The organism is Streptomyces sp. enrichment culture (genome assembly GCF_964272895.1).
In the GTDB taxonomy this organism is placed as follows: Bacteria; Actinomycetota; Actinomycetes; order Streptomycetales; family Streptomycetaceae; genus Streptomyces.
Genome location: NZ_OZ186833.1, coordinates 119,506 through 140,871, shown reverse-complemented (window position 1 = coordinate 140,871; position 21,366 = coordinate 119,506). Strand labels below are relative to the sequence as shown.

Here is a 21,366-nt window from a genome sequence, read left to right as displayed (position 1 = left end):
GCGCGCGCTTCGCTCCGCGAAGACGACGCGCCGCCGCTACGCGGCGGCCCCTCCCGGCGCTCCGCACCGGACCCCCGGGGCTCCGCCCCGACCGCCGGCCACTCCGTGGCCGGACGATCCGGCTCCGCCGGATCGATCCTGTACCGGCCTGCTCCGCAGTCCAGTACAGGATCTGACGCACGCTCCGCGCGCGTCAGAAGGCAAACAGCTACAGGGCGCCGGTGGCGGACCCTTCGCCTTCCTAGCCTGCCCAGGAAAAACCGGACACCCGCCCCCTCTCTCCCTCCCGTCCAAGTGCGTCATTTTTCCGGCCGGATAGAGTATGGGCTCGAAACTCACCACCAAACCACCCGAAAACCGATCAACAAACCGGCCCAACTCCGCTGGCCCAAAACCCGGATGCGGCGACTCTGAAAAGACTGAGTGACCGTCAGATCCCACGGGTGAGCAATGAACCAAGGACACTCTGTCCACTCACCTGAATCCCACTCTCCACAATGGCCCGCACAAGAAATACCACCGCAACCAAATGGGTGACCTGCTACCACCAAACAGGACACGCCACCACGCGGCCGATCGCCCGGAAACCAGCATGGACGCTCCACGCCAACCCGTCCCCGCCAAACCAAACACACACCAAAGAACGGGGTAACGAACCGTCAGGACCGTCGGCACCGTCGCCCTGACACCCCACCAGAAACGAAATCCAAAACCACCCGAACACCCCCCAGAAAAACCGTCATGACCCTGGATCAGGAACCCGTGGAATAAGGACGCAATCAAGGCACTATTTCGATCTGAAAACCAGCCTACAGCACCCATAAATTGACGGACGCTCAACCGCACCCTGGGCTCTGTCTTCGGTGTTCGCGCAGTGTGCGGGGGCGGCCGGCGAACTGTTCGCAGGCGCCAAACCGGGACCTTCCAGACTTTGCGCGCGAGAACACCAGGAGACCTCCTGGGGAGGGGACAGGGAGAACAGTGCGCGGCCGCGCACTGTTCTCCGGCCGGAGCTCGGTGCTGCGGCCCGGCCGGGTGCCTGGGAAGTCTGCTCCTCCCGGCACCGGCCGTAGTCGGCGAGGCCGTGGTCGTGCAGGCGCCGACGGGCCCATCGCCGGGAGCCCCGCGAGGTGGGTCTGAAGGGGTGGCACCCAGGAACGGCGCCACCGCGCCGGAGGCGACGCTGATGAGCAGCAGAACCGGCAGGCTCGTTGCCGAACCGGTCGCCGTCAGGCACGGGCCGGAGGACGCAGTACAGGACAGGCAGCCTGGCCAGCAGCCGCTGGTTACCGGCGGCCAGGTCCCCCGCGAGCGCCCCGGCACCAGTCGCCGCAAGCACCAGAACATGACCGACGCTCCACGAGTGCTGACTCCCGCGCTAATGGCTCCCCCGGATCAACGCCCGTCTGCCGCCGAACTCGCGGAACGGCTTTGGTCAGTAACACCCTGACCCGGCTACTGACGGAACCCACGGGGCTCCAGGTTCTGGACGCCACGACGTGCTCGGTGTCCCTCTTGCCAAGGGCTCAGTTTGGAGTCGAATCACCGCGCAGTATGGGCAACAGCCCCAGCTGTTCGGCTCTGGGGCTGTCTGTCAGCCGCTGACGGCACGCAGATGCCGTCCTGCAGGCCCTCTGTCCTCGAATATGTCCGGGACGAGCCGGTACAGCTTCACGCTGCCTACGCTGCCCGTCTCTTCCATCCAGCCGGCCATGACGAGTTCCTTGCGCGTGCGGGAGAACACGGGGGCTGTCATCCCCGCGGTCTTAGCCAGCTCGCTCGCCTTTGTCATCACGGTGCCATCGGGACGCTGCTCGGACGAGGCGTACAGCATGACGAGGATCCGCTGGTTGGGGTTCAGCACGCGGCCGGTCTTCTTGAGCAGGTACTGGACGTCTTCGGCGTCGTGAATCCTCATGTGTCCTCGTCCTTCTTCCTGCGCCGCCGGTCACGTGGCTGGCGAACCTTCAGCTCGGGTGGATTCCAGTCCTTTACCGCTTCCCGGTGGGCGAACGCCGCCCCGAGGAAGGCCATGTACGGCGTCGCGCGGTAGAAGGTGGTCCGCCCGACGGAACCCGCTTCCACCACGAGCCGGGCCTGGCGCAGAACCTTGATCACGCGGCCGAGTGCGTCGGCGCTCATGCCCAGTTCTTCGGCAATCTCGGCTTGCGTGAGCATCACTGCGCCCTGGGACTCCTCACTCGCGAACCAGTACCAGACTGCCACCCTGACTTCCTTGTCGGTCAGCCCGGACGCGGCGGACAGCATCTGGCGGCCACGGCGGATGCCGACGTTCACGTGAGGGCCGTCGAAGGCGTACGGGGTGCGCGGTACTTCCTCCACCTCGCCTGTGTCGCGATCTACCCAGGCGAGGACCTTCCGCGCTGCCTCTGGCATGCCTGCCGCCCCTCCGAGTCGATGTCCTCACGGTCAAGCGATCCGACTCCAGGAACGGGTCGCTTACCAGAAAGAACATTACCAAAAAGCTAAGGGATCCGACGGGAGGATCGGATCGCTGTGCGCTTCGCACATTCGCTCATTGCTAATCGATCCGACTCGGGAGTCGGGTTGATCCGATCCTGGGATCGGGTAACCCGACTCCCCGATCGGGTTACCCGATCCCAGGATCGGATCAATTGGTGTGTTTTCGCAGGTCAGCGCCTTGCGGGGGCTTCGCTCTCTTAATGCACCAAGGTGTAGCCGGTGCTGCGCCGTACGAGCAGCCCTGCGGGCCGCCGGCTTCGCCGCCGGTCCTCGGGGTGCCCGCCTCCCTGGCACGACGTGTGCGGGCCCGTCCGGGCCAAGGGACGAAGGCAATTAGGAGGCGTGGCTGGGGCCGGTGCCGGGTTGCTGTGCATACGCGGACGTGACCGTACGTCGCGCCGTATCGTCGTGGCGTACTGTCGTGGGCTGGTGAAGTCGCTGCCGACGTGGGCATCGTTACCGCCGTCCTGGACTGAGCCGCACGCCGTCATGCCATGTGCCCGTTCGCTGATGTCTGCGGGCGCTTCTGTTCGAGGCCAGTCTGTCGGGTGGCCTACTGGTCGGGGTGGACGGCCTGGACTCCCGTTCCCTCGTACGACTCGGGTGTGAGGGTGAGCAGGAAGCGGCCTGCGGGGAAGTCGGCGGAGGGGCGGGCGCAGTGGATGGCGTGGACGGCTGCCCAGGGGTGGCCGTGCCGCAGCAGGTCGGTCGCGGTGAGGGCGGCCGCGGTGTCGAAGGGTTCGACGGTGATGAACCGCAGCGCGTGGATGTAGGCGAGCAGGCCGGGTTGTTCGGTGTCGCCGGCGGTGAGGGAGAGGACGGGGGCGTACAGGGTGCCCAGGCCGCCGGATGCCTGGACGTAGAACGCGGCGACGGCTTCGTTGTGCGGGTTCTTGGGGTCGTGCAGTGCGGTGGTGGTGGTGTGGTCCAGGACGACTGCGATCGGTCCCACTATGCGGCCGCCGGGTCCTGGCGGGCGCCGAGGCGCTCGAGGAGGCCGCGGGCCTTCGTCTCGGCCTGCTCGCTGGGGGTGGTGCCGAGGAGGGAGGCGAGTTCGGCGCGGGCCTGCTCGGCTCGCTCCGCGTATTCGGCCCTGGTCGGTCGGCCTTGGGCGAGCTCTTCGACCAGCTGCCGGATGGTGGTGCCCTGCTCGCCCGCCAGGGCAGCGAGCCGGTCGCGGGTGGAGGCGCTCACCTTGATGCTCGTTTCGTCCGCCATACCACCGACTCTACCGCGAGTAGAGGGCGGGTGCGACGGGCGGCCCGTCGTGGTCGTGGGGCCTGCCGGCCAGGTCTGAGGTGCAGGGCCCTTTACTCGGGGGCTGGAAGCGTGACACTGGCGGGGACGGGGGCCCGTGGGTGGGTGATTACGGCGTAATCGGTGGGTGGGGCGGTGGGGGGCTTGTCCTGCTCGGCTTTCCGGGCGGGTGACCAGCGGGTTCGTGGTGGTTCTGACGTTTCTTTTGCACTCCTCTGACATGGGGGGAATTGGCTGACGTTAGTTTTTCGGAATTCTGAAGATATTGGTCTTGTGCGGCTGGCCTGCGGCGAAGAGACTTGTTGTCATAGTCCGGTGCTTTGGGTTCGAGCCCCATCGGAACGCAGATTTGTGGCTCAGAATGGGAAGGCTCTGGGGAATTTTTTCCCCCAGGGCCTTCGTGTGTTTTCGGGTGTGTTTCTGCCGGACCTGTCGGTCACTCGAGAGAGGCGGTAGTCATGGACACCGCGGTGATCATCGTGGGTGCGGGCCCTGTCGGGCTGATGCTCGCGGGTGAGTTGCGGCTGGGTGGGGCGCCCGTCGTGGTGCTGGAGCAGCTGCGGGAGCCCAGTGGTCAGTCGCGTGCGCTCGGCTTCACCGTGCGGACGATGGAGATCCTGGACGAGCGGGGGCTGCTGGACCGGTTCGGTGACATTCAGACCAGCCCCATGGGGCACTTCGGCGGGCTTCTGGTGGACTTCGCTCCGCTGGACAGTCCGCATCGGACTTCGCATGGGGTCAAGCAGTCGCAGACCGAGGAGGTTCTCGGGCAATGGGCTGCGGAACTCGGGGCGGATATCCGGCGCGGGCATTGTGTCACGGGAATCGAGCAGGATTCCTATGGTGTCGAGGTTCAGGTCACCGGTCCGGACGGGCCGCGGACACTGCGCGCCTCCTATGTGGTGGGGTGCGACGGCGGGCACAGCACCGTACGGAAACTCGCCGGATTCGATTTTCCGGGCACGGCGGGAACGTACGAAATGCTTCTCGCGGATGTCGCCGGGTGCGAGATCGATGCCCGGCCGTTCGGGGAGCGGCTGCCGGGCGGGGTGGCCATGGCGGCTCCGCTGGGCGAGGGTGTGCACCGGCTGATCGTGAAGGAGCACGGGGCGCCGGCGCGGGAGCGGCCCGCGGAGTTCGCCGATGTCGCGGCGGCCTGGCAGCGGGTCACCGGGCAGGACATCAGCCATGCCACGCCGGTGTGGGCCAGCTCGTTCAGTGACGCCAGCAGGCTGACCAGCGCCTATCGGCGCGGGCGTGTGATGCTCGCGGGCGATGCCGCCCATATCCATCTGCCGGCGGGTGGTCAGGGCATGAACGTCGGCATCCAGGACGCCGTCAATCTCGGCTGGAAGCTGGCGGCGGTGGTCGCCGGCTGGGCTCCGTCGGGGCTGCTCGACACCTATCACCGCGAGCGGCATCCGGTGGGCGAGCGGCTGCTGATGAACACCCGGGCGCAGGGCCTGCTGTTCCTGGGCGGGGCGGAGGTGCAGCCGTTGCGTGATCTGCTCGGGGAGCTCATCGCGCTGCCGGAGGTGGGCCTGCACCTCGCCGAGATGGTCACCGGTCTGGAGGTCCGCTACGACGTGGGCCCGGTCGATCATCCGCTGCTCGGCCGGCGTCTGCCGTTCCAGGAGCTGGTGGCGCGGGACGGCGCCAAGAGCAGCACCGCCGAGCTGCTGCGGGCCGGCCGCGGTGTCCTGCTCGATCTGTCCGACGACGCCGCGGTGCGGCGGATCGCGTCGGCCTGGCACGGGCGGGTGGAGGTGTTCACCGGCCGGCCGCACGCACCGGCGCAGGACAGCCCGTTGTCGAGCACGCGTGCCCTGCTGCTCCGCCCCGACGGCCATGTGGTGTGGACATCGCCCGGGAGCGGCGACCTGCCGCGGTCTCTGTACCGGTGGTTCGGCCTGCCGCGCTGAGGCGCCGGGGGCGTACCGCCGGTCAACCATCCGACAGAGAAAGAGGACACGGATGCACAGCACCCTCATCGTGGCCCGTATGGCCCCCGAGTCCAGGGCCGAGGTCGCCCGGCTCTTCCGGGAGTTCGACGCCACGGAGATGCCGCACCTGATGGGCACGCGGCGCCGTCAGTTGTTCGCCTACCAGGGCCTCTACTTCCATCTTCAGGACTTCGACCACGCGGCGGGCGGGGACGCCATCGAGGCGGCCAAGAGCGATCCGCGGTTCAAGCAGATCAGCGCCGATCTGCGCCCCTTCATCGACCCTTACGACCCCGCGTGGCAGACGCCGTCGGACGCGATGGCCGAGCGCTTCTACCTGTGGGATCCGAAGGAGGCGGGATCAAAGTGACCCGACGCGTCGTCATCACCGGTATCGGCGTGGTGGCACCGGGCGGCACCAACGCAAAGGACTTCTGGGCCCTGCTGACCGCGGGGCGCACGGCCACCCGCACGCTGTCCTGCTTCGACCCGACGGGCTACCGTTCCCGGGTCGCGGCGGAGGTGGACTTCTTCCCCGGCCAGCACGGTCTGCAGCCGCAGGAGGTGCGCCGGATGGACCGGGCCGCGCAGTTCGCCGTGGTCACCGCTCGTGAGGCGGTGGCGGACAGCGGGCTGGACTTCGCGGCGGCGGATCCGGCGCGGGTGGCGGTCGCCATCGGCAGTGCGGTCGGTGCCACGATCAGCCTGGAGAACGAGTACCGGGTGGTCAGCGACGACGGCCGGCTCCCGCTGGTCGACCACACCTACGCCCCGCCGCATCTGTACCACCATCTGGTCCCGTCCTCCTTCGCCGCCGAGGTGGCCTGGGCGGTAGGCGCGGAGGGTCCGGCCACGGTCGTCTCGACGGGCTGCACCTCCGGTATCGACGCGGTGGGCTACGCCGTCGATCTGATCCGTGAGGGCGGTGCGGACATCGCCGTCACCGGCGCGACCGAGGCGCCCATCTCGCCGATCACCGTGGCCTGCTTCGACGCGATCAAGGCGACGTCGACGTACAACGACGACCCGGAGCACTCCTCGCGGCCCTATGACGCCACGCGGACCGGGTTCGTCCTCGGCGAGGGCGCGGCCGGGTTCGTGCTGGAGGAGCTGGACAGTGCCCGGCGGCGTGGGGCGCACATCTACGCGGAGATCTGCGGTTACGCGTCGCGCTGCAACGCGTACCACATGACCGGGCTGCGTGCGGACGGCGCGGAGATGGCCGAGGCGATCCGGGTGGCCCTGTACCAGGCGCGGCTGGATCCGTCCGACATCGACTACGTCAACGCGCACGGTTCGGGCACCAAGCAGAACGACCGGCACGAGACGGCGGCGTTCAAGACCAGTCTCGGCGAGCACGCGTACCGGGTGCCGGTCAGCTCGATCAAGTCGATGATCGGGCATTCGCTGGGTGCGATCGGCTCGATCGAGATCGCGGCCTCCGCGCTGGCCATGGAGCACAACGTGGTGCCTCCCACGGCGAATCTGCACCACCCGGACCCGGAGCTCGATCTGGACTATGTGCCGTTGCACGCCCGTGAGTGGCGCACCGACTCGGTGCTCACGGTGGGCAGCGGGTTCGGTGGCTTCCAGAGCGCCATGGTCCTCGCCCGACCCGACAGGAGGGCAGCATGAGCAGGGCCGTCGTCGTCACGGGTGTGGGCGTCACCGCGCCCAACGGGCTCGGCACGGACGCGTGGTGGGGGGCCACCCGGCAGGGGGTCAGCGGCATCCGGCCGGTCAGCCGGTTCGACGCCTCGGGTTATCCGTCCCGGCTGGCCGGGGAGGTACCCGGGTTCGATCCCAGGGAGCATCTGCCGAGCCGGCTGGTTCCGCAGACCGATCACATGACTCGGCTGGCGCTGGTGGCCGCCGACTGGGCGCTCGCGGACGCCGATGTGAAACCGGGGGATCTGCCGGACTTCGACGCCGGTGTGATCACGGCGGCTTCCTCCGGTGGTTTCGAGTTCGGCCAGCGTGAGCTGGAGAACCTGTGGAGCAAGGGCAGCAAGTACGTCAGCGCCTACCAGTCGTACGCCTGGTTCTACGCCGTGAACACCGGTCAGATCTCCATCCGTCACGGCCTGCGCGGGCAGAGCGGTGTGGTCGTGTCGGACCAGGCCGGCGGGTTGGACGCGATCGCGCAGGCGCGCCGGCAGATCCGCAGGGGTACCACGCTGATCGTCTCCGGCGGCATCGACAGTTCGCTGTGTTCCTGGGGCTGGGTGGCGCAGATGGCGGCGGGGCGGATGAGTTCCCGTACCGATCCCGGGCGTGCCTATCTTCCCTTCGACCGCGATGCCGACGGTTTCGTGGCCGGTGAGGGCGGGGCTCTGGTGGTGCTGGAGGACGCCGAGCACGCGCGGGAGCGGGGTGTGCGCGTGTACGGGGAGATCGCGGGGTACGCCGCCACGACCGACCCGCGGCCCGGCAGTGACCGGCCGCCGGCGCTGGGGCGGGCGATCTCGCTGGCGCTGGCGGACGCGGGCGTGGCGCCCGGCGAGGTCGACGTGGTCTTCGCGGACGCGGCGGGCGTGCCGGAGCTGGACCGGCAGGAGGCGCAGGCGCTGCGGGAGGTGTTCGGTGCCCGGGGGGTTGCGGTGACCGCGCCCAAGACGATGACGGGGCGGCTGTACTCGGGGGCCGCGTCCCTGGATGTCACGGCCGCGCTGCTGTCCATCCGGGACGGGCTCATTCCGCCGACCGTCAATGTGGCTCCGGATCCCGCGTACGAGGTGGATCTGGTGACCGGGGCGCCCCGCTCGGCGCAGGTGCGCACCGCGCTGGTGATCGCCCGCGGTTTCGGCGGGTTCAACTCGGCGATGGTGGTCCGCGCCGCCCGCTGACCGGCCGCCGCCGGTGAGCACACACCCTTCGACGACGTACAGGGAGGAACGGTCCGTGACCGCATACGAGTTCACCATGGGCGATCTGCGCCGCATTCTGCGTGAGGGCGCCGGCGAGGACGTCGACCTGGACGGCGACATCGACGACGTCACGTTCGTCGATCTCGGCTACGACTCGCTCGCTCTGCTGGAGACCGGTGTCCGGATCGGCCGTGAGTACGGCATCGAGCTGGAGGACACCGTCTTCGTCGACGCGGAGACGCCGCGTCAGCTGGTCGACGCGCTCAACAAGCAGTTGCTGGCGCTGCGCACCGCCTGATTCCTGGCCCGGTGGCGGGCGGTCGGTTCCCCCACAGGCCGCCCGCCACCGTTTTCTCCTTCTTTCTCCACTTCTGGAGGGTTCATGACCACACAGCAGCCCGTCGCCCTGGTCACGGGTGCGACGAGCGGTATCGGCCTCGCGGTGGCCAGGGTGCTCGGTGAGCTGGGGCACCGGGTCTTCGTGTGCGCGCGGACGGCGGAGTCCGTGGCGGTCACCGTCAAGCAGCTGACCGAGGAGGGGCTGACCGTCGACGGGCGCACCTGTGACGTGCGGTCCGCCGACGATGTCCGTGCCTTCGTGCAGGCGGCCGTCGCCGCGTTCGGGACGGTGGACGTCCTGGTGAACAACGCCGGCCGCAGCGGCGGCGGGGTGACCGCCGATCTCACCGACGAGCTGTGGTTCGACGTCGTCGACACCAACCTGCACAGCGTGTTCCGTATGACGCGGGAGGTGCTGACCACCGGCGGTATGCGGCACAAGAACCGGGGCCGGATCATCAACATCGCCTCCACCGCGGGCAAGCAGGGCGTGGTCCTGGCCGCGCCGTACTCGGCGTCCAAGCACGGCGTGGTCGGCTTCACCAAGGCGCTCGGCAACGAACTCGCGCCCACCGGCATCACCGTCAACGCGGTCTGCCCGGGCTATGTCGAGACGCCGATGGCCCAGCGGGTGCGGCAGGGGTATGCGGCGGCCTGGGAGACCACCGAGGACGCCATCCTGGAACGCTTCCAGGCCAAGATTCCGCTCGGCCGCTACTCCACGCCCGAGGAGGTCGCGGGACTCGTCGGCTATCTGACCACCGACACCGCCGCCTCCATCACCGCCCAGGCGATCAACGTCTGCGGTGGCCTCGGCAACTTCTGACCGCCGGCCGGCGCCGACCACCACGAGGAGTCTTCCATGGCGCAGCAGTCCCCGAAGACGGTCGAGCACGAGATCACCGTGCTCGCCGAAGCGCGTGCCGTCTTCCGTTTCCTGTCGCAGGTCGGCATGTGGCCGCAGGTCTTCCCGCCGACGGTGCACGCCGAGAGGGTCGAAAGCGACGGTGCCGAGGAACGTATCCGTATCTGGGCCACCGCCAACGGCGAGCCCAAGAGCTGGACGTCGCGCCGGACGGTGCGGGCCGACGAGCTGCGGATCGACTTCCGCCAGGAGGTGTCGGCGCCGCCGGTGGCCTCCATGGGCGGCAGCTGGATCGTCGAGCCCTTGTCGGAGACGGCCACGCGCATCCGGCTGCTGCACGACTACCGGGCCGTCGACGACGATCCGGAGGGCCTGGCCTGGATCGATCAGGCCGTGGACCACAACTCGCGCTCCGAGCTGGCCGCGCTGAAGACGAATCTGGAGCTGGTCACTGCCGGCGACACGCTGGTGTCCTTCGAGGACAGTGTGCAGATCGCCGGGTCCGCCAAGGACGTCTACGACTTCCTCAACGAGGCGGGGCTGTGGACCGAGCGGCTGCCGCATGTGGCCGCCGTACGGCTGGAGGAGCCGTCGCCCGGTCTGCAGATCCTGGAGATGGACACGCGCACCAAGGACGGTTCCACGCACACCACCGAGTCGGTCCGGGTGTGCTTCCCCCACCACCGCATCGTCTACAAGCAGACGGTGCTGCCCGCGCTGATGACCCTGCACACCGGCTACTGGCTGCTGGAGGAGAACGACGGCGGCGTGAAGGCCACGTCCCAGCACACGGTCGCCGTCAACACGGCCGCCATCGCCACCGTCCTGGGTCCCGAGGCCGATCTGGCCCGGGCTCGGGAGTTCGTGCGCACCGCGCTCAGCGGCAACAGCCGCGCCACGCTCGGCCACGCCAAGGCGTACGCGGAGTCCCGTCGCTGACCGCTCGCATCCGACGACCCGAGGAGTCCCCGTGCTGACCACGGACATCCCCCGTTCCGACATCGACCCGTACTCGGACGAGTCGATCCTCGATCCGTACGGCCCTTATCGTGCGCTGCGCGACCTGGGCCCGGTGGTGCGCCTGGACCAGTACCAGGTGTTCGCCGTCGCCCGTTACCAGGAGGTCTACGACGCGCTGCACGACCATGAGGCGTTCATCTCCGGTGAGGGCGTCGGCATCACCGAGCAGCTGAACAAGGCGCAGCACGGCAGCAGCCTGACCAGCGACCCGCCCTATCACGACCTTGTGCGGGGGCTGGTCGCCCGGCATCTGACGCCGAAGTCGCTGCGCGAGGTGCACGGCTATGTCGCGGACTGGGCGGACCGGTTGGTGGACGAGCTGGTCGCGCGCGGCGAGTTCGACGCGGTGCGCGATTTCGGGCAGGCCTTTCCGCTGGCCATCGTGCCGGATCTGCTGGGCTGGCCGGTGGACGAGGGCCGTGAGCGGCTTCTGGAGTGGGCCTCGGCCGGCTTCAACGCCTTCGGCCCGCTCAACGAGCGGACCATGGCGGGTTTCCCGCAGCTGCAGGAGATGGGCGAGTTCCTGCACCGCATGTCGGTGCCGGGCAATCTGCGGCCGGGCACCTGGGGTGCGCAGCTGGTCGCCGACGCACAGGCCGGCAAGATCGCCGACGAGCTGCTGCCCGCGCTGCTCGGTGACTTCCTCGCGCCGTCGATGGACACCTCCGTCAGTGCGCTGGCGAGCATGCTGTGGCTGTTCGGCTCCCATCCCGGCCAGTGGGAACTGCTGCGGGCGCGGACCGAGTTGGCGCCGAACGCGTTCAACGAGATCGTCCGTCTGGAGTCGCCGCTGCGGGGCTTCACCCGGCTGCTCACCGTCGACCGGGAGCTGGGCGGTGTGCCGCTGTCCGCGGGCACGCGGGTGCTGCTGCTGTACGGGTCGGCCAACCGGGACGAGCGGCACTGGCAGGCGCCGGAGACCTTCGACATCACTCGGCCCAACGCGGCCGAGCACCTCGGCTTCGGGCACGGCATCCACGGCTGCGTGGGTCAGGCCCTGTCCCGTCTGGAGGGCCACTCGCTGATGGACGCGCTGCTGCGCAAGGTGCGGCGGATCGAGGTCGGCCGTCCGGTGTGGCGGCTGCACAACACCATCCGGGGCATCGAGTCCCTCCCGGTGGTCCTGCACGCCTGACCGGCGGCGGGCCCGAGGCATCGACGACTAGGAGCGCACCGTCATGAAGCTGTCCGTCGATCTGGCCCGCTGCGAGGGCCACGGCCTGTGCGAGGAGGCCGCGCCGGAGCTGTTCCGGCTGGACGACCAGGGGGATCTCGACGTCCTGTTCGACACCGCCGCCGATGTGCCGGCGGAGCAGGAGGCGGCCGCCGCGAGCGCCGTGCGGGTGTGCCCGATCGGGGCGCTGCGCAGCCGGGGTGAGTGAGGCGGGCCGGGCGCCCAAGAGGCGACACAGCGAGCGAGGAGGTGAGCATGATGGCAGCGCACAGCGGTGAGCACGCGCTGGTCCTGGGCGGGAGCATCGCGGGGCTGCTGACGGCGCGGGTGCTGTCCGAGCGGTATCCGCGGGTGACGGTGGTCGACCGCGATGTGCTGGAGGGCACCGCCGCCCGGCGCGGTGTTCCGCAGGGCCGGCAGATCCACGGCCTGCAGGCCCGGGGTCTGGTGATCCTGGAGTCGCTGTTTCCCGGCCTGACCGATGAGATGACGGCGGCCGGGGCCCGGGTCAACGACACGGTCGCCGGCGGCGACTGGTACTTCGGGGAGCTGGGGCTGCGCAAGAGGCGCAGCGAGCTGGTGACGCTGGCGGCCAGCCGGCCGTTCCTGGAGGCCCACATCCGGGAGCGGGTCCGGGCGCTGCCGGGGGTGGCGATCGTGGACGGCCATGAGGTCACCGGTCTGACGACCACACCGGACGGGGTGCGGGTGACCGGTGCGGTGGTGCGCGGACGGGACGGCGGCGCCGAGCGGGAGTTCTCTGCCGACCTGGTGGTCGACGCCATGGGCCGCGGCAGCCGTACGCCGGTCTGGCTGACCGAGCTCGGCTACCCGGAGGTGGCCACCGACCGGCTGGAGATCGGGGTGGGCTACGCCACCCGCCAGTACCGGCTGCGGCAGGGTGTCGATCACCACGGCCGGGCGGTCGTGGTGATCGGCACTCCGGACAATCCGCGGGGCGGGATCTGCGCGCACATCGAGGACGGGCGGGTCCAGGTGACCGTCAACGGCGTTCTGGGGGACGTTCCGTCCGCCGAGCCGGCCGAGTTCGAGGCGTTCCTGAAGTCGCTGCCGGTGCCGGATCTCCATGAGCTGACGCAGCTCGCCGAACCGCTGGACGACCCGGTCGCCCACCGTTTCCCGGTGAGTGTCAGACGGCGCTACGAGCGTATGGCGCGCTTCCCGGACCGGCTGCTGGTCGCCGGGGACGGGGTGTGCAGCTTCAACCCCGTCTACGCGCAGGGCATGACGGTGGCCGCGCTGGGCGCCGAGGTGCTGCGCGAGCATCTGCGCCGGGGCGGCCATCCGGCGCCGCTGCCCTATCTGCGGGATCTGGCGCGGCGGGCGGTCGGTCCGGTGTGGGACACCAACGCCGTCAACGACCTGCGGTTCCCCGGTGTGCGGGGCCGGCGTTCGCTGCGCACCCGGATCATCCAGTCCTACAGCGGGCTGGTGCAGCGGGCCGCGGCGCAGGACGCCGAGGTCAGTCATGTCCTGATCCGGGTGCTGTCGCTGGTGGATCCGGGCACGGCGCTGCTGCGCCCGTCGGTGCTGCTGCGGGTGCTGCGCACGTCGGCCGTGCGGGGCGTGCGGTGAGTGTGCCGCGCCGCCTGGTCGTGGTGGGCGCGTCGCTGGCCGGGCTGCGGGCGGTGGAGGCCGCGCGGGAGGCGGGGTTCGCGGGCGAGGTGACCCTGATCGGCGCCGAGCCGCATCTGCCCTACGACCGCACGGTGCTCTCCAAGTCCTTCCTCGCCGATCCGCAGGCCGCCGCACCCGCGGTCCCGTACTACCGCGAACCGGCCTCCTACGCCGACGAGTTGGGCGTCCGTCTGCTGCTGGGCCGGCCCGCCACCGGGCTGGACGCCGCCGCCCGCACCGTCCGCGTCGGGGACACGGCGGTGCCCTACGACCGGCTGGTCATCGCCACCGGGGTACGCGCCCGGCGGCTGCCGGGGCCCGTGCCCCCGGCCGGTGTGCACACGCTGCGCACGCTGGAGGACGCGTCGGCGCTGCGCCGCGAGCTGCGCACGGCCCGCCGGGTCGTGGTGGTGGGCGCCGGGTTCGTCGGTGCCGAGGTGGCCTCGGCCGCCCGGCGGCTGGGTGCCGAGGTGACGTTGCTGGACGCGCAGCCGTCGCCGCTGAGCCGTTCGGTCGGTCCCGGGCTCGGCGCGCTGCTGGCCGGGTTGCACGCCGACGCGGGCAGCACGCTCAGGTGCGGGGCCGTCGTCGAGCGGGTCGAGGGCGCCGGCCGGGTGGAGCGTGTGGTGCTGCGGGACGGCACCGTGCTGCCGGCCGACCTGGTGGTCGTGGGCATCGGGGCGGATCCGGCCGTCGGGTGGCTGCGCGGCAGCGGGGTCGCGCTGGACGACGGCGTGGTGTGCGGCAGCGACCTGGCCACCGGCGTGCCCGGCGTGTACGCGGCCGGCGACGTGCTGCGCTGGCACAACCCGCTGTTCGACCGGTCCATGCGCCTTGAGCACTGGACCAGCGCGGCCGAGCAGGGTGCCCTGGCCGCCCGCAACGCGCTGGGCCTCGGGCGCGGGGAGTGCGCGACGGTGCCGTACTTCTGGTCGGACTGGTACGGGGTGCGGATCCAGTTCCTCGGGGTCCCCGGTGCCGACCGCACCGTCATCGTCGGAGATCCGGCCGCGCGGCGTTTCGTCGCCCTGCTCGGCACGGGCGACCGGCTCACCGGGGTGCTGGCCGTCGACCGGCGCGGCGAGGTCGCCCGCTACCGGCAGCTGCTGCGCGCCCGCGCGACGTGGCCCGAGGCACTGGACCACGCGGCCCGCCGGGAGTCCGGCGCCACCGGCGACGGCCGGCGGACCGCGGCACTGAACGGGGGTTCGAGATGAGTGGTACGACAGATCCGCGGGCGCCGCTGGACACCCAGGTCGTCGTGGTGGGCGCGGGGCCCGTCGGGCTGTTGCTCGCCGGGGAGCTGCGGCTGGGCGGCGCCGACGTCGTGGTGCTGGAGCGGCTGACCGAGCCGTCGCAGGAGTCGCGGGCCACCACCTTGCACGCCCGGACGATGGAACTGTTCGACCAGCGCGGCCTGCTGGACCGCATCGGCCCGATGCCGCCGTGCGACCCGCGCGGCCACTTCGGCGGCATCCCGATGGATCTGGGCGGCGTCGACAGTGCGTACGCCGGCCAGTGGAAGGTGCCGCAGACCCGCACCCGTGAGGTGCTGCTGGAGTGGGCGACCGAGCTGGGCGCCGAGGTCAGGGCCGGGCACGAGCTGGTCGCGCTGACCCAGGACGGCGACCGGGTGCTGGCCGGTGTGCGCACCGCCGAAGGGCGCACGCTGCGGATCGGCTGCGCCTATCTGGTCGGGTGCGACGGCGAGGACAGCACGGTGCGGCGGCTGGCCGCCTTCGCGTTCCCCGGCGTCGACGCCACACGGGAGCTGCTGCGCGCGGACGTGGCCGGGATCGACATCCCGGACCGCCGCTTCGAACGGTTCCCGGACGGGCTGGCCATCGCGGGCCGCCGACCGGACGGCGTGACCCGGGTCATGGTGCACCGGTTCGGCAGGCCCGCGGTGCGGCGCACCGCCGAGCCGGAGTTCGCCGAGGTCGTCGCCGTGTGGCGGGAGGTCACGGGCGAGGACATCGGTTCGGGCACGCCGTTGTGGGTGAACGCCTTCGGGGACGCCCGGCGGCAGGCTGACCGTTACCGCATGGGCCGGGTCCTGCTCGCCGGGGACGCCGCGCACGTGCAGATGCCCGTCGGCGGCCAGGCCCTCAACCTGGGTCTACAGGATGCGGCCAACCTGGGCTGGAAGCTGGCCGCCGAGGTGGCCGGCCGGGCGCCCGAGAGGCTGCTCGACACCTACCACGAGGAACGGCACGCCGTCGGGCGGCAGGTGCTGGACAACATCGCGGCACAGTCGGCGGTCCTGCTCGGCGGCGGCGAGGTGAGCGCACTGCGCACCGTCCTCGCCGAACTGCTGCGCCACGACAGTGCGGTGCGCCAGCTCGCGGGCCGGATCAGCGGGGTGGACCTGCGCAGTGCCGGTGCTGCCGGTGCGTCCGACCGGCCCTGGTCCGGAGCCCGGCTGGCACCGGCGGAGCTGGTCACCGGACCGGGCGCGGTCACCTCGACGACGCAGCTGCTGCGCGCGGGCAGCGGTCTGCTGATCGACACCGACCCCGACGCGCCCGGCCATGCGGAGCTGCGCGCCCAGGCCGCGCTGTGGGCCGACCGGGTGCGGGTCGTCGTGGCCGGTGCGGCCCCCGACAGCGAGCCGGCCCGGCTCGGTGCCGTCCTGGTGCGGCCCGACGGGCACATCGCCTGGGCGCGCGCGGAGGGCCCCGCGGCCGCCCTCGACGCGCTGCGCCGCTGGTTCGGCGCACCCCGCGCGCTGGACACCGTGGCCGGCGCGAAAGGACGTGCCGCGCCGGGCGGCGCACGGACCGCCCGCCCGGCCGAGCGCACGGCTGCCGGCCCGGCCGGCACATCGGCACACGTCCCACCATCCAGGAGGCAGAAGATGGGAACGCTGGAGAACAAGACGGCCCTGGTGACCGGGTCCAGCCGGGGCATCGGCCGGGCCGTGGCCGAACGGCTGGCCGCCGAGGGCGCGCTGGTCGTGGTGCACTACGCCCGGAACAAGGAGGCCGCCGAGGACACCGTGAGCGGTATCCGGGCCGGCGGGGGGCGTGCCTTCGCGGTCCGCGCGACGCTGGGCGCGGCCGGTGACGTCGACGCCCTCTTCGACGGGGTCGAGGAGGGCCTGAAGGAGCACACCGGCGGGGTCGAGCTGGACATCGTCGTCAACAACGCCGGAATCATGGGCGGTGTCTCCCCGGAGGACACCACACCCGAGCTCTTCGACCGGCTGGTGGCGGTCAACGCCAAGGCGCCGTTCTTCATCGTCCAGCGGGCGCTGCGCACCCTGCGCGACGGCGGCCGGATCATCAACATCACCTCGGGGCTCACCCGGTTCGCCAACCCCGAGGAGATCGCGTACGCGATGACCAAGGGTGCCGTGGAGACCATGGCCCGGCACTACGCCAAGCACCTGGCCGGGCGCGGCATCACCGTCAACAGCGTGGCCCCCGGGGTGACGAACAACGGCGGCGAGATCTTCGACGATCCGCAGGCCGTGCAGTTCATGGCCCAGCTGTCCGCCTTCAACCGCGTGGGCGAACCGTCGGACATCGCGGACGTCGTCGCCTTCCTCGCCTCCGACGCCTCCCGCTGGATCACGGGTGCCTTCGTCGACGCCACCGGCGGCACGCTTCTGTGACCTGGCCGGCCCACGCTCCACCGACACGTTCACCAGGGAGAACCAGCATGGGCAGGACCGCTTTCGTCTTTCCGGGCCAGGGCTCGCAGCGGGTGGGCATGGGGCTCGACCTCGCCAAGCAGTGGCCGTATCTGATCGACACCTACTACGCGCCCGCCGACGAACTGCTCGGCATGCCGATCACCACACTGTGCTTCGAGGGCCCGGCCGAGGCACTGGCCGACATGCGCGTCACCCAGCCGGCCATGCTGCTGACCAGCGTGGCCGCGCTCGATGTGCTGCGGTCCCATGGGGCCGCGCCGGACGCGGTCGCCGGGCACAGCCTGGGCGAGTTCGCGGCCCTGGTGTGTGCGGGCGTGCTGGACTGGAGGGACGCGCTGCGCGTGGTGCAGGTGCGTGGCGAGCTGATGGCGTCGGTGACCGAGTCCGTGCCGGGCCGCATGGCGGCCGTACTGGGCCTGACACTGCCTCAGGTGGAGGAGCTGTGCACGCAGGCGGCCGAGGAGACGGCCTGTGTGGTGGAGATCGCGAACCACAACGACCCGACCCAGGTGGTCGTCTCCGGGCAGGTGGCCGGGGTGGACCGGCTGGTGCAGCTGGTGGGCACGGCGGGCGCCGACCGGGTGGTCGTGCTGCGCATCGGCGGCCCGGCGCACTGCAGTCTGATGGGCCGGGTGGCCCCGGAGTTCGCCGCGGCGCTGGCGGAGGTGGAGTTCTGCGACCCGGCGGTGCCGCTGTACTCGGGCACCGGCGGGACCCTGGTCACCAGCGGGGCCGAGGCCAGACAGTGCCTGCAGGCCCAGCTCACCGGGCGGGTGCTGTGGACGGACGCGGTGCGGCACATGACGGCCGCCGGTGTGGACCGGTTCGTGGAGGTGGGCCAGGGCAAGGCGCTCAGCGGCCTGTGCACGCGGATCGAGCCCGGCGTGACGACGCTGCGCACCACGGACGCGCAGCAGATGAAGACGACCGTGAACGCCCTGGTGCGGCCGGCGGCCGAGGGAGCCGCCTGATGTTCTCCCGAGTTGCGGAACTGCAGGCGCTGCGCGAACAGGTGTTGCGCGGGCCGAGCGAGCGGGCCACTGAGGCGCAGCACGCCAAGGGCAAGCTGACCGCCCGCGAACGGATCGGTCTGCTGCTGGACAAGGGTTCCTTCCACGAGGTGGAGTCGCTGCGCCGGCACCGGGCGACCGGTTTCGGGCTGGAGACGAAGAGGCCGTACACCGACGGTGTGATCACCGGCTGGGGCACGGTGGACGGCCGGACGGTCTTCGTGTACGCGCATGACTTCCGGATCTTCGGTGGTGCGCTGGGTGAGGCCCATGCGACGAAGATCCACAAGATCATGGACATGGCCATCGCGGCCGGGGCTCCGCTGGTGTCGCTGAACGACGGTGCGGGTGCGCGTATCCAGGAGGGCGTCTCGGCGCTCGCCGGCTATGGCGGGATCTTCCAGCGCAACACCAGGGCTTCGGGTGTGATCCCGCAGATCAGTGTGATGCTGGGTCCGTGCGCCGGCGGTGCGGCCTACAGCCCCGCGCTGACGGACTTCGTGTTCATGGTGCGGGGCACCTCGCAGATGTTCATCACCGGCCCGGACGTCGTCAAGGCCGTCACGGGCGAGGAGATCGGTCACGACGGGCTGGGCGGCGCCGATGTGCACGCCGCGGCCTCCGGGGTCGCCCACTTCGTCCACGACGACGAGGAGACCTGCCTGGCCGAGGTGCGCTACCTGCTGTCCCTGCTGCCGTCCAACAACCGCGAACTGCCCCCGATGACCGTGTCGTCGGACTCGCCCGACCGGCGTACCGACGCACTGCTGGAGCTGGTGCCGGAGGACGGCAACCGGCCGTACGACATGCGGGCGGTGATCGAGGAGATCGTCGACGACGGCGAGCTTCTCGAGGTCCACGACCGCTGGGCGCGCAACATCATCTGCGCGCTGGCCCGGCTGGACGGCCAGGTCGTGGGCATCGTCGCGAACCAACCGCAGGTGCTGGCGGGCGTGCTGGACATCCACGCGTCCGAGAAGGCCGCGCGGTTCGTGCAGCTGTGCGACGCCTTCAACATCCCGATCGTCACGCTGCTGGACGTGCCGGGCTTCCTGCCCGGCGTCGACCAGGAGCACGGCGGCATCATCCGGCACGGCGCCAAACTCCTGTACGCGTACTGCAACGCGACCACGCCCCGGATCTCCCTGGTGCTGCGCAAGGCATACGGGGGCGCCTACATCGTCATGGACTCCCAGTCCATCGGGGCGGACCTCACCTACGCCTGGCCCACCAACGAGATCGCCGTGATGGGCGCGGAGGGCGCCGCCAACGTCATCTTCCGGCGGCAGATCGCCGAGGCCGACGACCCGGAGGCGGTGCGCGCCCGGCGGGTCAAGGAGTACCGGACCGAGTTGATGCACCCGTACTACGCCGCCGAGCGCGGGCTGATCGACGAGGTGATCGACCCGTCCGAGACCCGCCGGATCCTGATCGGGTCGCTGCACATGCTGCGCACCAAGCACGCGGAACTGCCGCACCGCAAGCACGGCAATCCGCCGCAGTGAGCACGCCCGCGCCGTGCGGCGGCCCGCACGCCGAGCCGCCCGCGTATGTGTCCCGCGGGCCCCGCGGTCCCAAGGGGCCCGCCCCTGAAAGGAGTTCACGATGTCGACGGCCGTCGCAGACGTCCTGCGTGTCGAGCGGGGACACGCCGCGCGGGAGGAGATCGCCGCGGTCCTCGCCCTGCTGCTGGCACTGGCCGGCGCGGACGGGCCGCCCGAGCGGGCGCACCCGCCGGCCGTCCGCTGGCAGCGGCCCGAGCGGCGCGCCGGGTACGGCTCACCGCGCAGCTGGCGGCACTGAGGGCCGTCCGTTCCCGCGCCCGCGGCCCTGTTGCGCCCGCGCCTTCACCCTTCTCCCAGACCTGTGACGGAGACCCCCATGGCCGAACGTCCCGTCGCGCTGCTGCTCCCCGGTCAGGGGGCGCAGTACCCGCGCATGGCGGTACCGCTGTACCAACGAGAGCCCCTCTTCCGTGTCGCCGTGGACGAGGTGCTGGATCTGATGGGCCGGCCGGGCGCGCAGATCCGTGAGGACTGGCTCGGTGACGCGCCGGCGCTGCCGCTGGACGACGGGCGGCGGGCGCAGCCGCTGCTGTTCGCCATCGGCTACGGCGTCGGCCGGGTCCTGCAGCAGCTCGGGCTGCGCCCGGCGGTGCTCCTCGGGCACAGCATCGGCGAGCTGGCCGCGGCGGCTCTGGCCGGTGTCTTCGACCTGCCGAGCGCGGCCCGCATCCTGCTGGCCCGCTCGGGCTCGCTGTCCGCGGCGCCCGCCGGCGGCATGCTCGCCGTCGCCGCCGCGCCGGAGCGGATACGGCCGTGGCTCGATGCGCAGGACGTACGGCACGGCGTGGCCGTCGGCGCGGTCAACGCGCCCACGCAGACGATCCTGGCCGGGCCCGAAGCGTCCTTGGCGCGCACCGAGCAGGCGCTGCGCGCCGCCGGTCTGGTGGCCCGGCGGGTCCGGGCGACCGAGCCGTGGCACTCGCCGGCGCTGCGGGAGGCGGCGCTCGCGTTCCAGGAGGCGGTGGCCGCGGAGCCGCTGCATCCGCCGCGGATCCCGATCCTCTCGGCGCGCACCGGTCGGACGGTCACCGCACGCGAGGCCGTGGACCCGGCCTTCTGGGCCGGTCAGATGGCCGAGCCGGTGCTGTACTGGGAGGCTCTGTCGAAGCTGCTGGATTCCGGTGACCACCTCCTCGTCGAGACGGGACCGGGCATGTCCCTGTCCGCGCCGGCCCGCCGGCACCCGGCCGTCCGCTCCGGCCGCAGCGAGGTGGTCTGCATGCTCCCCGACGAACGCCAGGACTGCTGGGGCGCCTGGCAGACGGCGCTGGACCGACTGGCACGGCTCGGCGCGACGGACGGCCGGGTGACGGCGGGCCGGGGCTGACGGAGGGGGCGCCAGGGAAGGGGCGCCCCGGAGGTGGCGCCACGGGGGCCGGCGCCTGGTCGGCGGGGACGCCGGCGGGCGCGCGGCGCGGTTGCGGAGGCGGGGCGCCTGGATCGGCGGGAACGGGGCGGGCGTGCGGCGCAGTTGTGGAGGCAGGGCGCCCCGGCTGGTGCGAACGGGCCGAGCATGCTCCGCGGTCACGGAGGCAGGGCGCCCCGG

Annotated in this window: 20 protein-coding genes; 16 read left to right on the top strand and 4 right to left on the bottom strand. The window is 71.3% G+C overall.

The genetic code is table 11. From position 1 onward, the window contains the following. Positions 1 to 1,594 precede the first annotated feature (1,594 nt). From ACSU6M_RS34180 to ACSU6M_RS34165, 4 genes are all read right to left on the bottom strand, one after another. Positions 1,595 to 1,918, bottom strand: a complete 324-nt coding sequence (locus tag ACSU6M_RS34180) for a replication initiation protein, RepL2 (RefSeq protein WP_437075673.1) — start codon at positions 1,916 to 1,918, stop codon at positions 1,595 to 1,597. Beyond that, on the bottom strand, positions 1,915 to 2,397 hold the full coding sequence (locus ACSU6M_RS34175) for a winged helix-turn-helix domain-containing protein (RefSeq protein ID WP_437075671.1): 483 nt from the start codon (positions 2,395 to 2,397) through the stop codon (positions 1,915 to 1,917). Before ACSU6M_RS34175 ends, ACSU6M_RS34180 begins: the two co-directional genes overlap by 4 nt. A gap of 640 nt (positions 2,398 to 3,037) precedes the next feature. After that, positions 3,038 to 3,436, bottom strand: coding sequence for a hypothetical protein (locus ACSU6M_RS34170; protein WP_437075669.1), 399 nt, complete (start codon positions 3,434 to 3,436; stop codon positions 3,038 to 3,040). Then, positions 3,436 to 3,702 carry a hypothetical protein gene (locus ACSU6M_RS34165; protein ID WP_437075668.1) on the bottom strand — a complete coding sequence of 89 codons (267 nt, stop codon included), beginning with the start codon at positions 3,700 to 3,702 and terminating at the stop codon, positions 3,436 to 3,438. Before ACSU6M_RS34165 ends, ACSU6M_RS34170 begins: the two co-directional genes overlap by 1 nt. Before the next feature lie 497 nt (positions 3,703 to 4,199). Between ACSU6M_RS34165 and ACSU6M_RS34160 the strand changes: the two genes are divergently transcribed. The 16 genes from ACSU6M_RS34160 (at position 4,200) to ACSU6M_RS34085 (ending at position 21,147) form a co-directional block, all read left to right on the top strand. Next, positions 4,200 to 5,663, top strand: coding sequence for an FAD-dependent monooxygenase (locus ACSU6M_RS34160; RefSeq protein WP_437075666.1), 1,464 nt, complete (start codon positions 4,200 to 4,202; stop codon positions 5,661 to 5,663). A gap of 52 nt (positions 5,664 to 5,715) precedes the next feature. Further along, positions 5,716 to 6,054 carry a TcmI family type II polyketide cyclase gene (locus ACSU6M_RS34155; protein ID WP_437075664.1) on the top strand — a complete coding sequence of 113 codons (339 nt, stop codon included), beginning with the start codon at positions 5,716 to 5,718 and terminating at the stop codon, positions 6,052 to 6,054. Further along, positions 6,051 to 7,319 (top strand): beta-ketoacyl-[acyl-carrier-protein] synthase family protein, encoded by a 1,269-nt coding sequence (locus ACSU6M_RS34150; protein ID WP_437075662.1) that lies wholly within the window; start codon positions 6,051 to 6,053, stop codon positions 7,317 to 7,319. Before ACSU6M_RS34155 ends, ACSU6M_RS34150 begins: the two co-directional genes overlap by 4 nt. Further along, a complete protein-coding gene (locus ACSU6M_RS34145; RefSeq protein WP_437075660.1) occupies positions 7,316 to 8,530 on the top strand; it encodes a ketosynthase chain-length factor in 1,215 nt (404 codons plus the stop codon). Before ACSU6M_RS34150 ends, ACSU6M_RS34145 begins: the two co-directional genes overlap by 4 nt. 55 nt (positions 8,531 to 8,585) lie before the next feature. Further along, positions 8,586 to 8,849 (top strand): acyl carrier protein, encoded by a 264-nt coding sequence (locus ACSU6M_RS34140; RefSeq protein WP_437075658.1) that lies wholly within the window; start codon positions 8,586 to 8,588, stop codon positions 8,847 to 8,849. Between the two features lie 84 nt (positions 8,850 to 8,933). Further along, positions 8,934 to 9,716 (top strand): 3-oxoacyl-ACP reductase FabG, encoded by a 783-nt coding sequence (gene fabG / locus ACSU6M_RS34135; RefSeq protein ID WP_437075656.1) that lies wholly within the window; start codon positions 8,934 to 8,936, stop codon positions 9,714 to 9,716. A 36-nt stretch (positions 9,717 to 9,752) separates the two neighbouring features. Continuing rightward, entirely contained in the window at positions 9,753 to 10,694 is a 942-nt protein-coding gene (locus ACSU6M_RS34130) for an aromatase/cyclase (protein ID WP_437075654.1), read from the top strand. A gap of 31 nt (positions 10,695 to 10,725) precedes the next feature. Further along, entirely contained in the window at positions 10,726 to 11,910 is a 1,185-nt protein-coding gene (locus ACSU6M_RS34125) for a cytochrome P450 (RefSeq protein WP_437075652.1), read from the top strand. 43 nt (positions 11,911 to 11,953) lie between these two features. Further along, positions 11,954 to 12,157: a ferredoxin gene (locus tag ACSU6M_RS34120; RefSeq protein WP_437075650.1), complete on the top strand. Its 204-nt coding sequence runs from the start codon at positions 11,954 to 11,956 to the stop codon at positions 12,155 to 12,157. 47 nt (positions 12,158 to 12,204) lie between these two features. After that, positions 12,205 to 13,545, top strand: a complete 1,341-nt coding sequence (locus tag ACSU6M_RS34115; RefSeq protein WP_437075648.1) for an FAD-dependent oxidoreductase — start codon at positions 12,205 to 12,207, stop codon at positions 13,543 to 13,545. Between the two features lie 2 nt (positions 13,546 to 13,547). After that, entirely contained in the window at positions 13,548 to 14,804 is a 1,257-nt protein-coding gene (locus ACSU6M_RS34110; RefSeq protein WP_437075683.1) for an NAD(P)/FAD-dependent oxidoreductase, read from the top strand. Then, positions 14,801 to 17,203, top strand: coding sequence for an SDR family oxidoreductase (locus ACSU6M_RS34105; RefSeq protein WP_437075646.1), 2,403 nt, complete (start codon positions 14,801 to 14,803; stop codon positions 17,201 to 17,203). The genes ACSU6M_RS34110 and ACSU6M_RS34105 overlap by 4 nt, the downstream gene beginning before the upstream one ends. A gap of 47 nt (positions 17,204 to 17,250) precedes the next feature. After that, the gene (fabD, locus tag ACSU6M_RS34100) at positions 17,251 to 18,216 is read left to right on the top strand and encodes an ACP S-malonyltransferase (protein WP_437075645.1); all 966 of its coding nucleotides are present in this window, start codon (positions 17,251 to 17,253) and stop codon (positions 18,214 to 18,216) included. Then, positions 18,216 to 19,760, top strand: coding sequence for an acyl-CoA carboxylase subunit beta (locus ACSU6M_RS34095; protein WP_437075643.1), 1,545 nt, complete (start codon positions 18,216 to 18,218; stop codon positions 19,758 to 19,760). Before fabD ends, ACSU6M_RS34095 begins: the two co-directional genes overlap by 1 nt. A gap of 100 nt (positions 19,761 to 19,860) precedes the next feature. Next, positions 19,861 to 20,058 carry an acyl-CoA carboxylase epsilon subunit gene (locus tag ACSU6M_RS34090; RefSeq protein ID WP_437075641.1) on the top strand — a complete coding sequence of 66 codons (198 nt, stop codon included), beginning with the start codon at positions 19,861 to 19,863 and terminating at the stop codon, positions 20,056 to 20,058. A gap of 78 nt (positions 20,059 to 20,136) precedes the next feature. Next, a complete protein-coding gene (locus ACSU6M_RS34085; RefSeq protein ID WP_437075639.1) occupies positions 20,137 to 21,147 on the top strand; it encodes an acyltransferase domain-containing protein in 1,011 nt (336 codons plus the stop codon). Positions 21,148 to 21,366 lie beyond the last annotated feature (219 nt).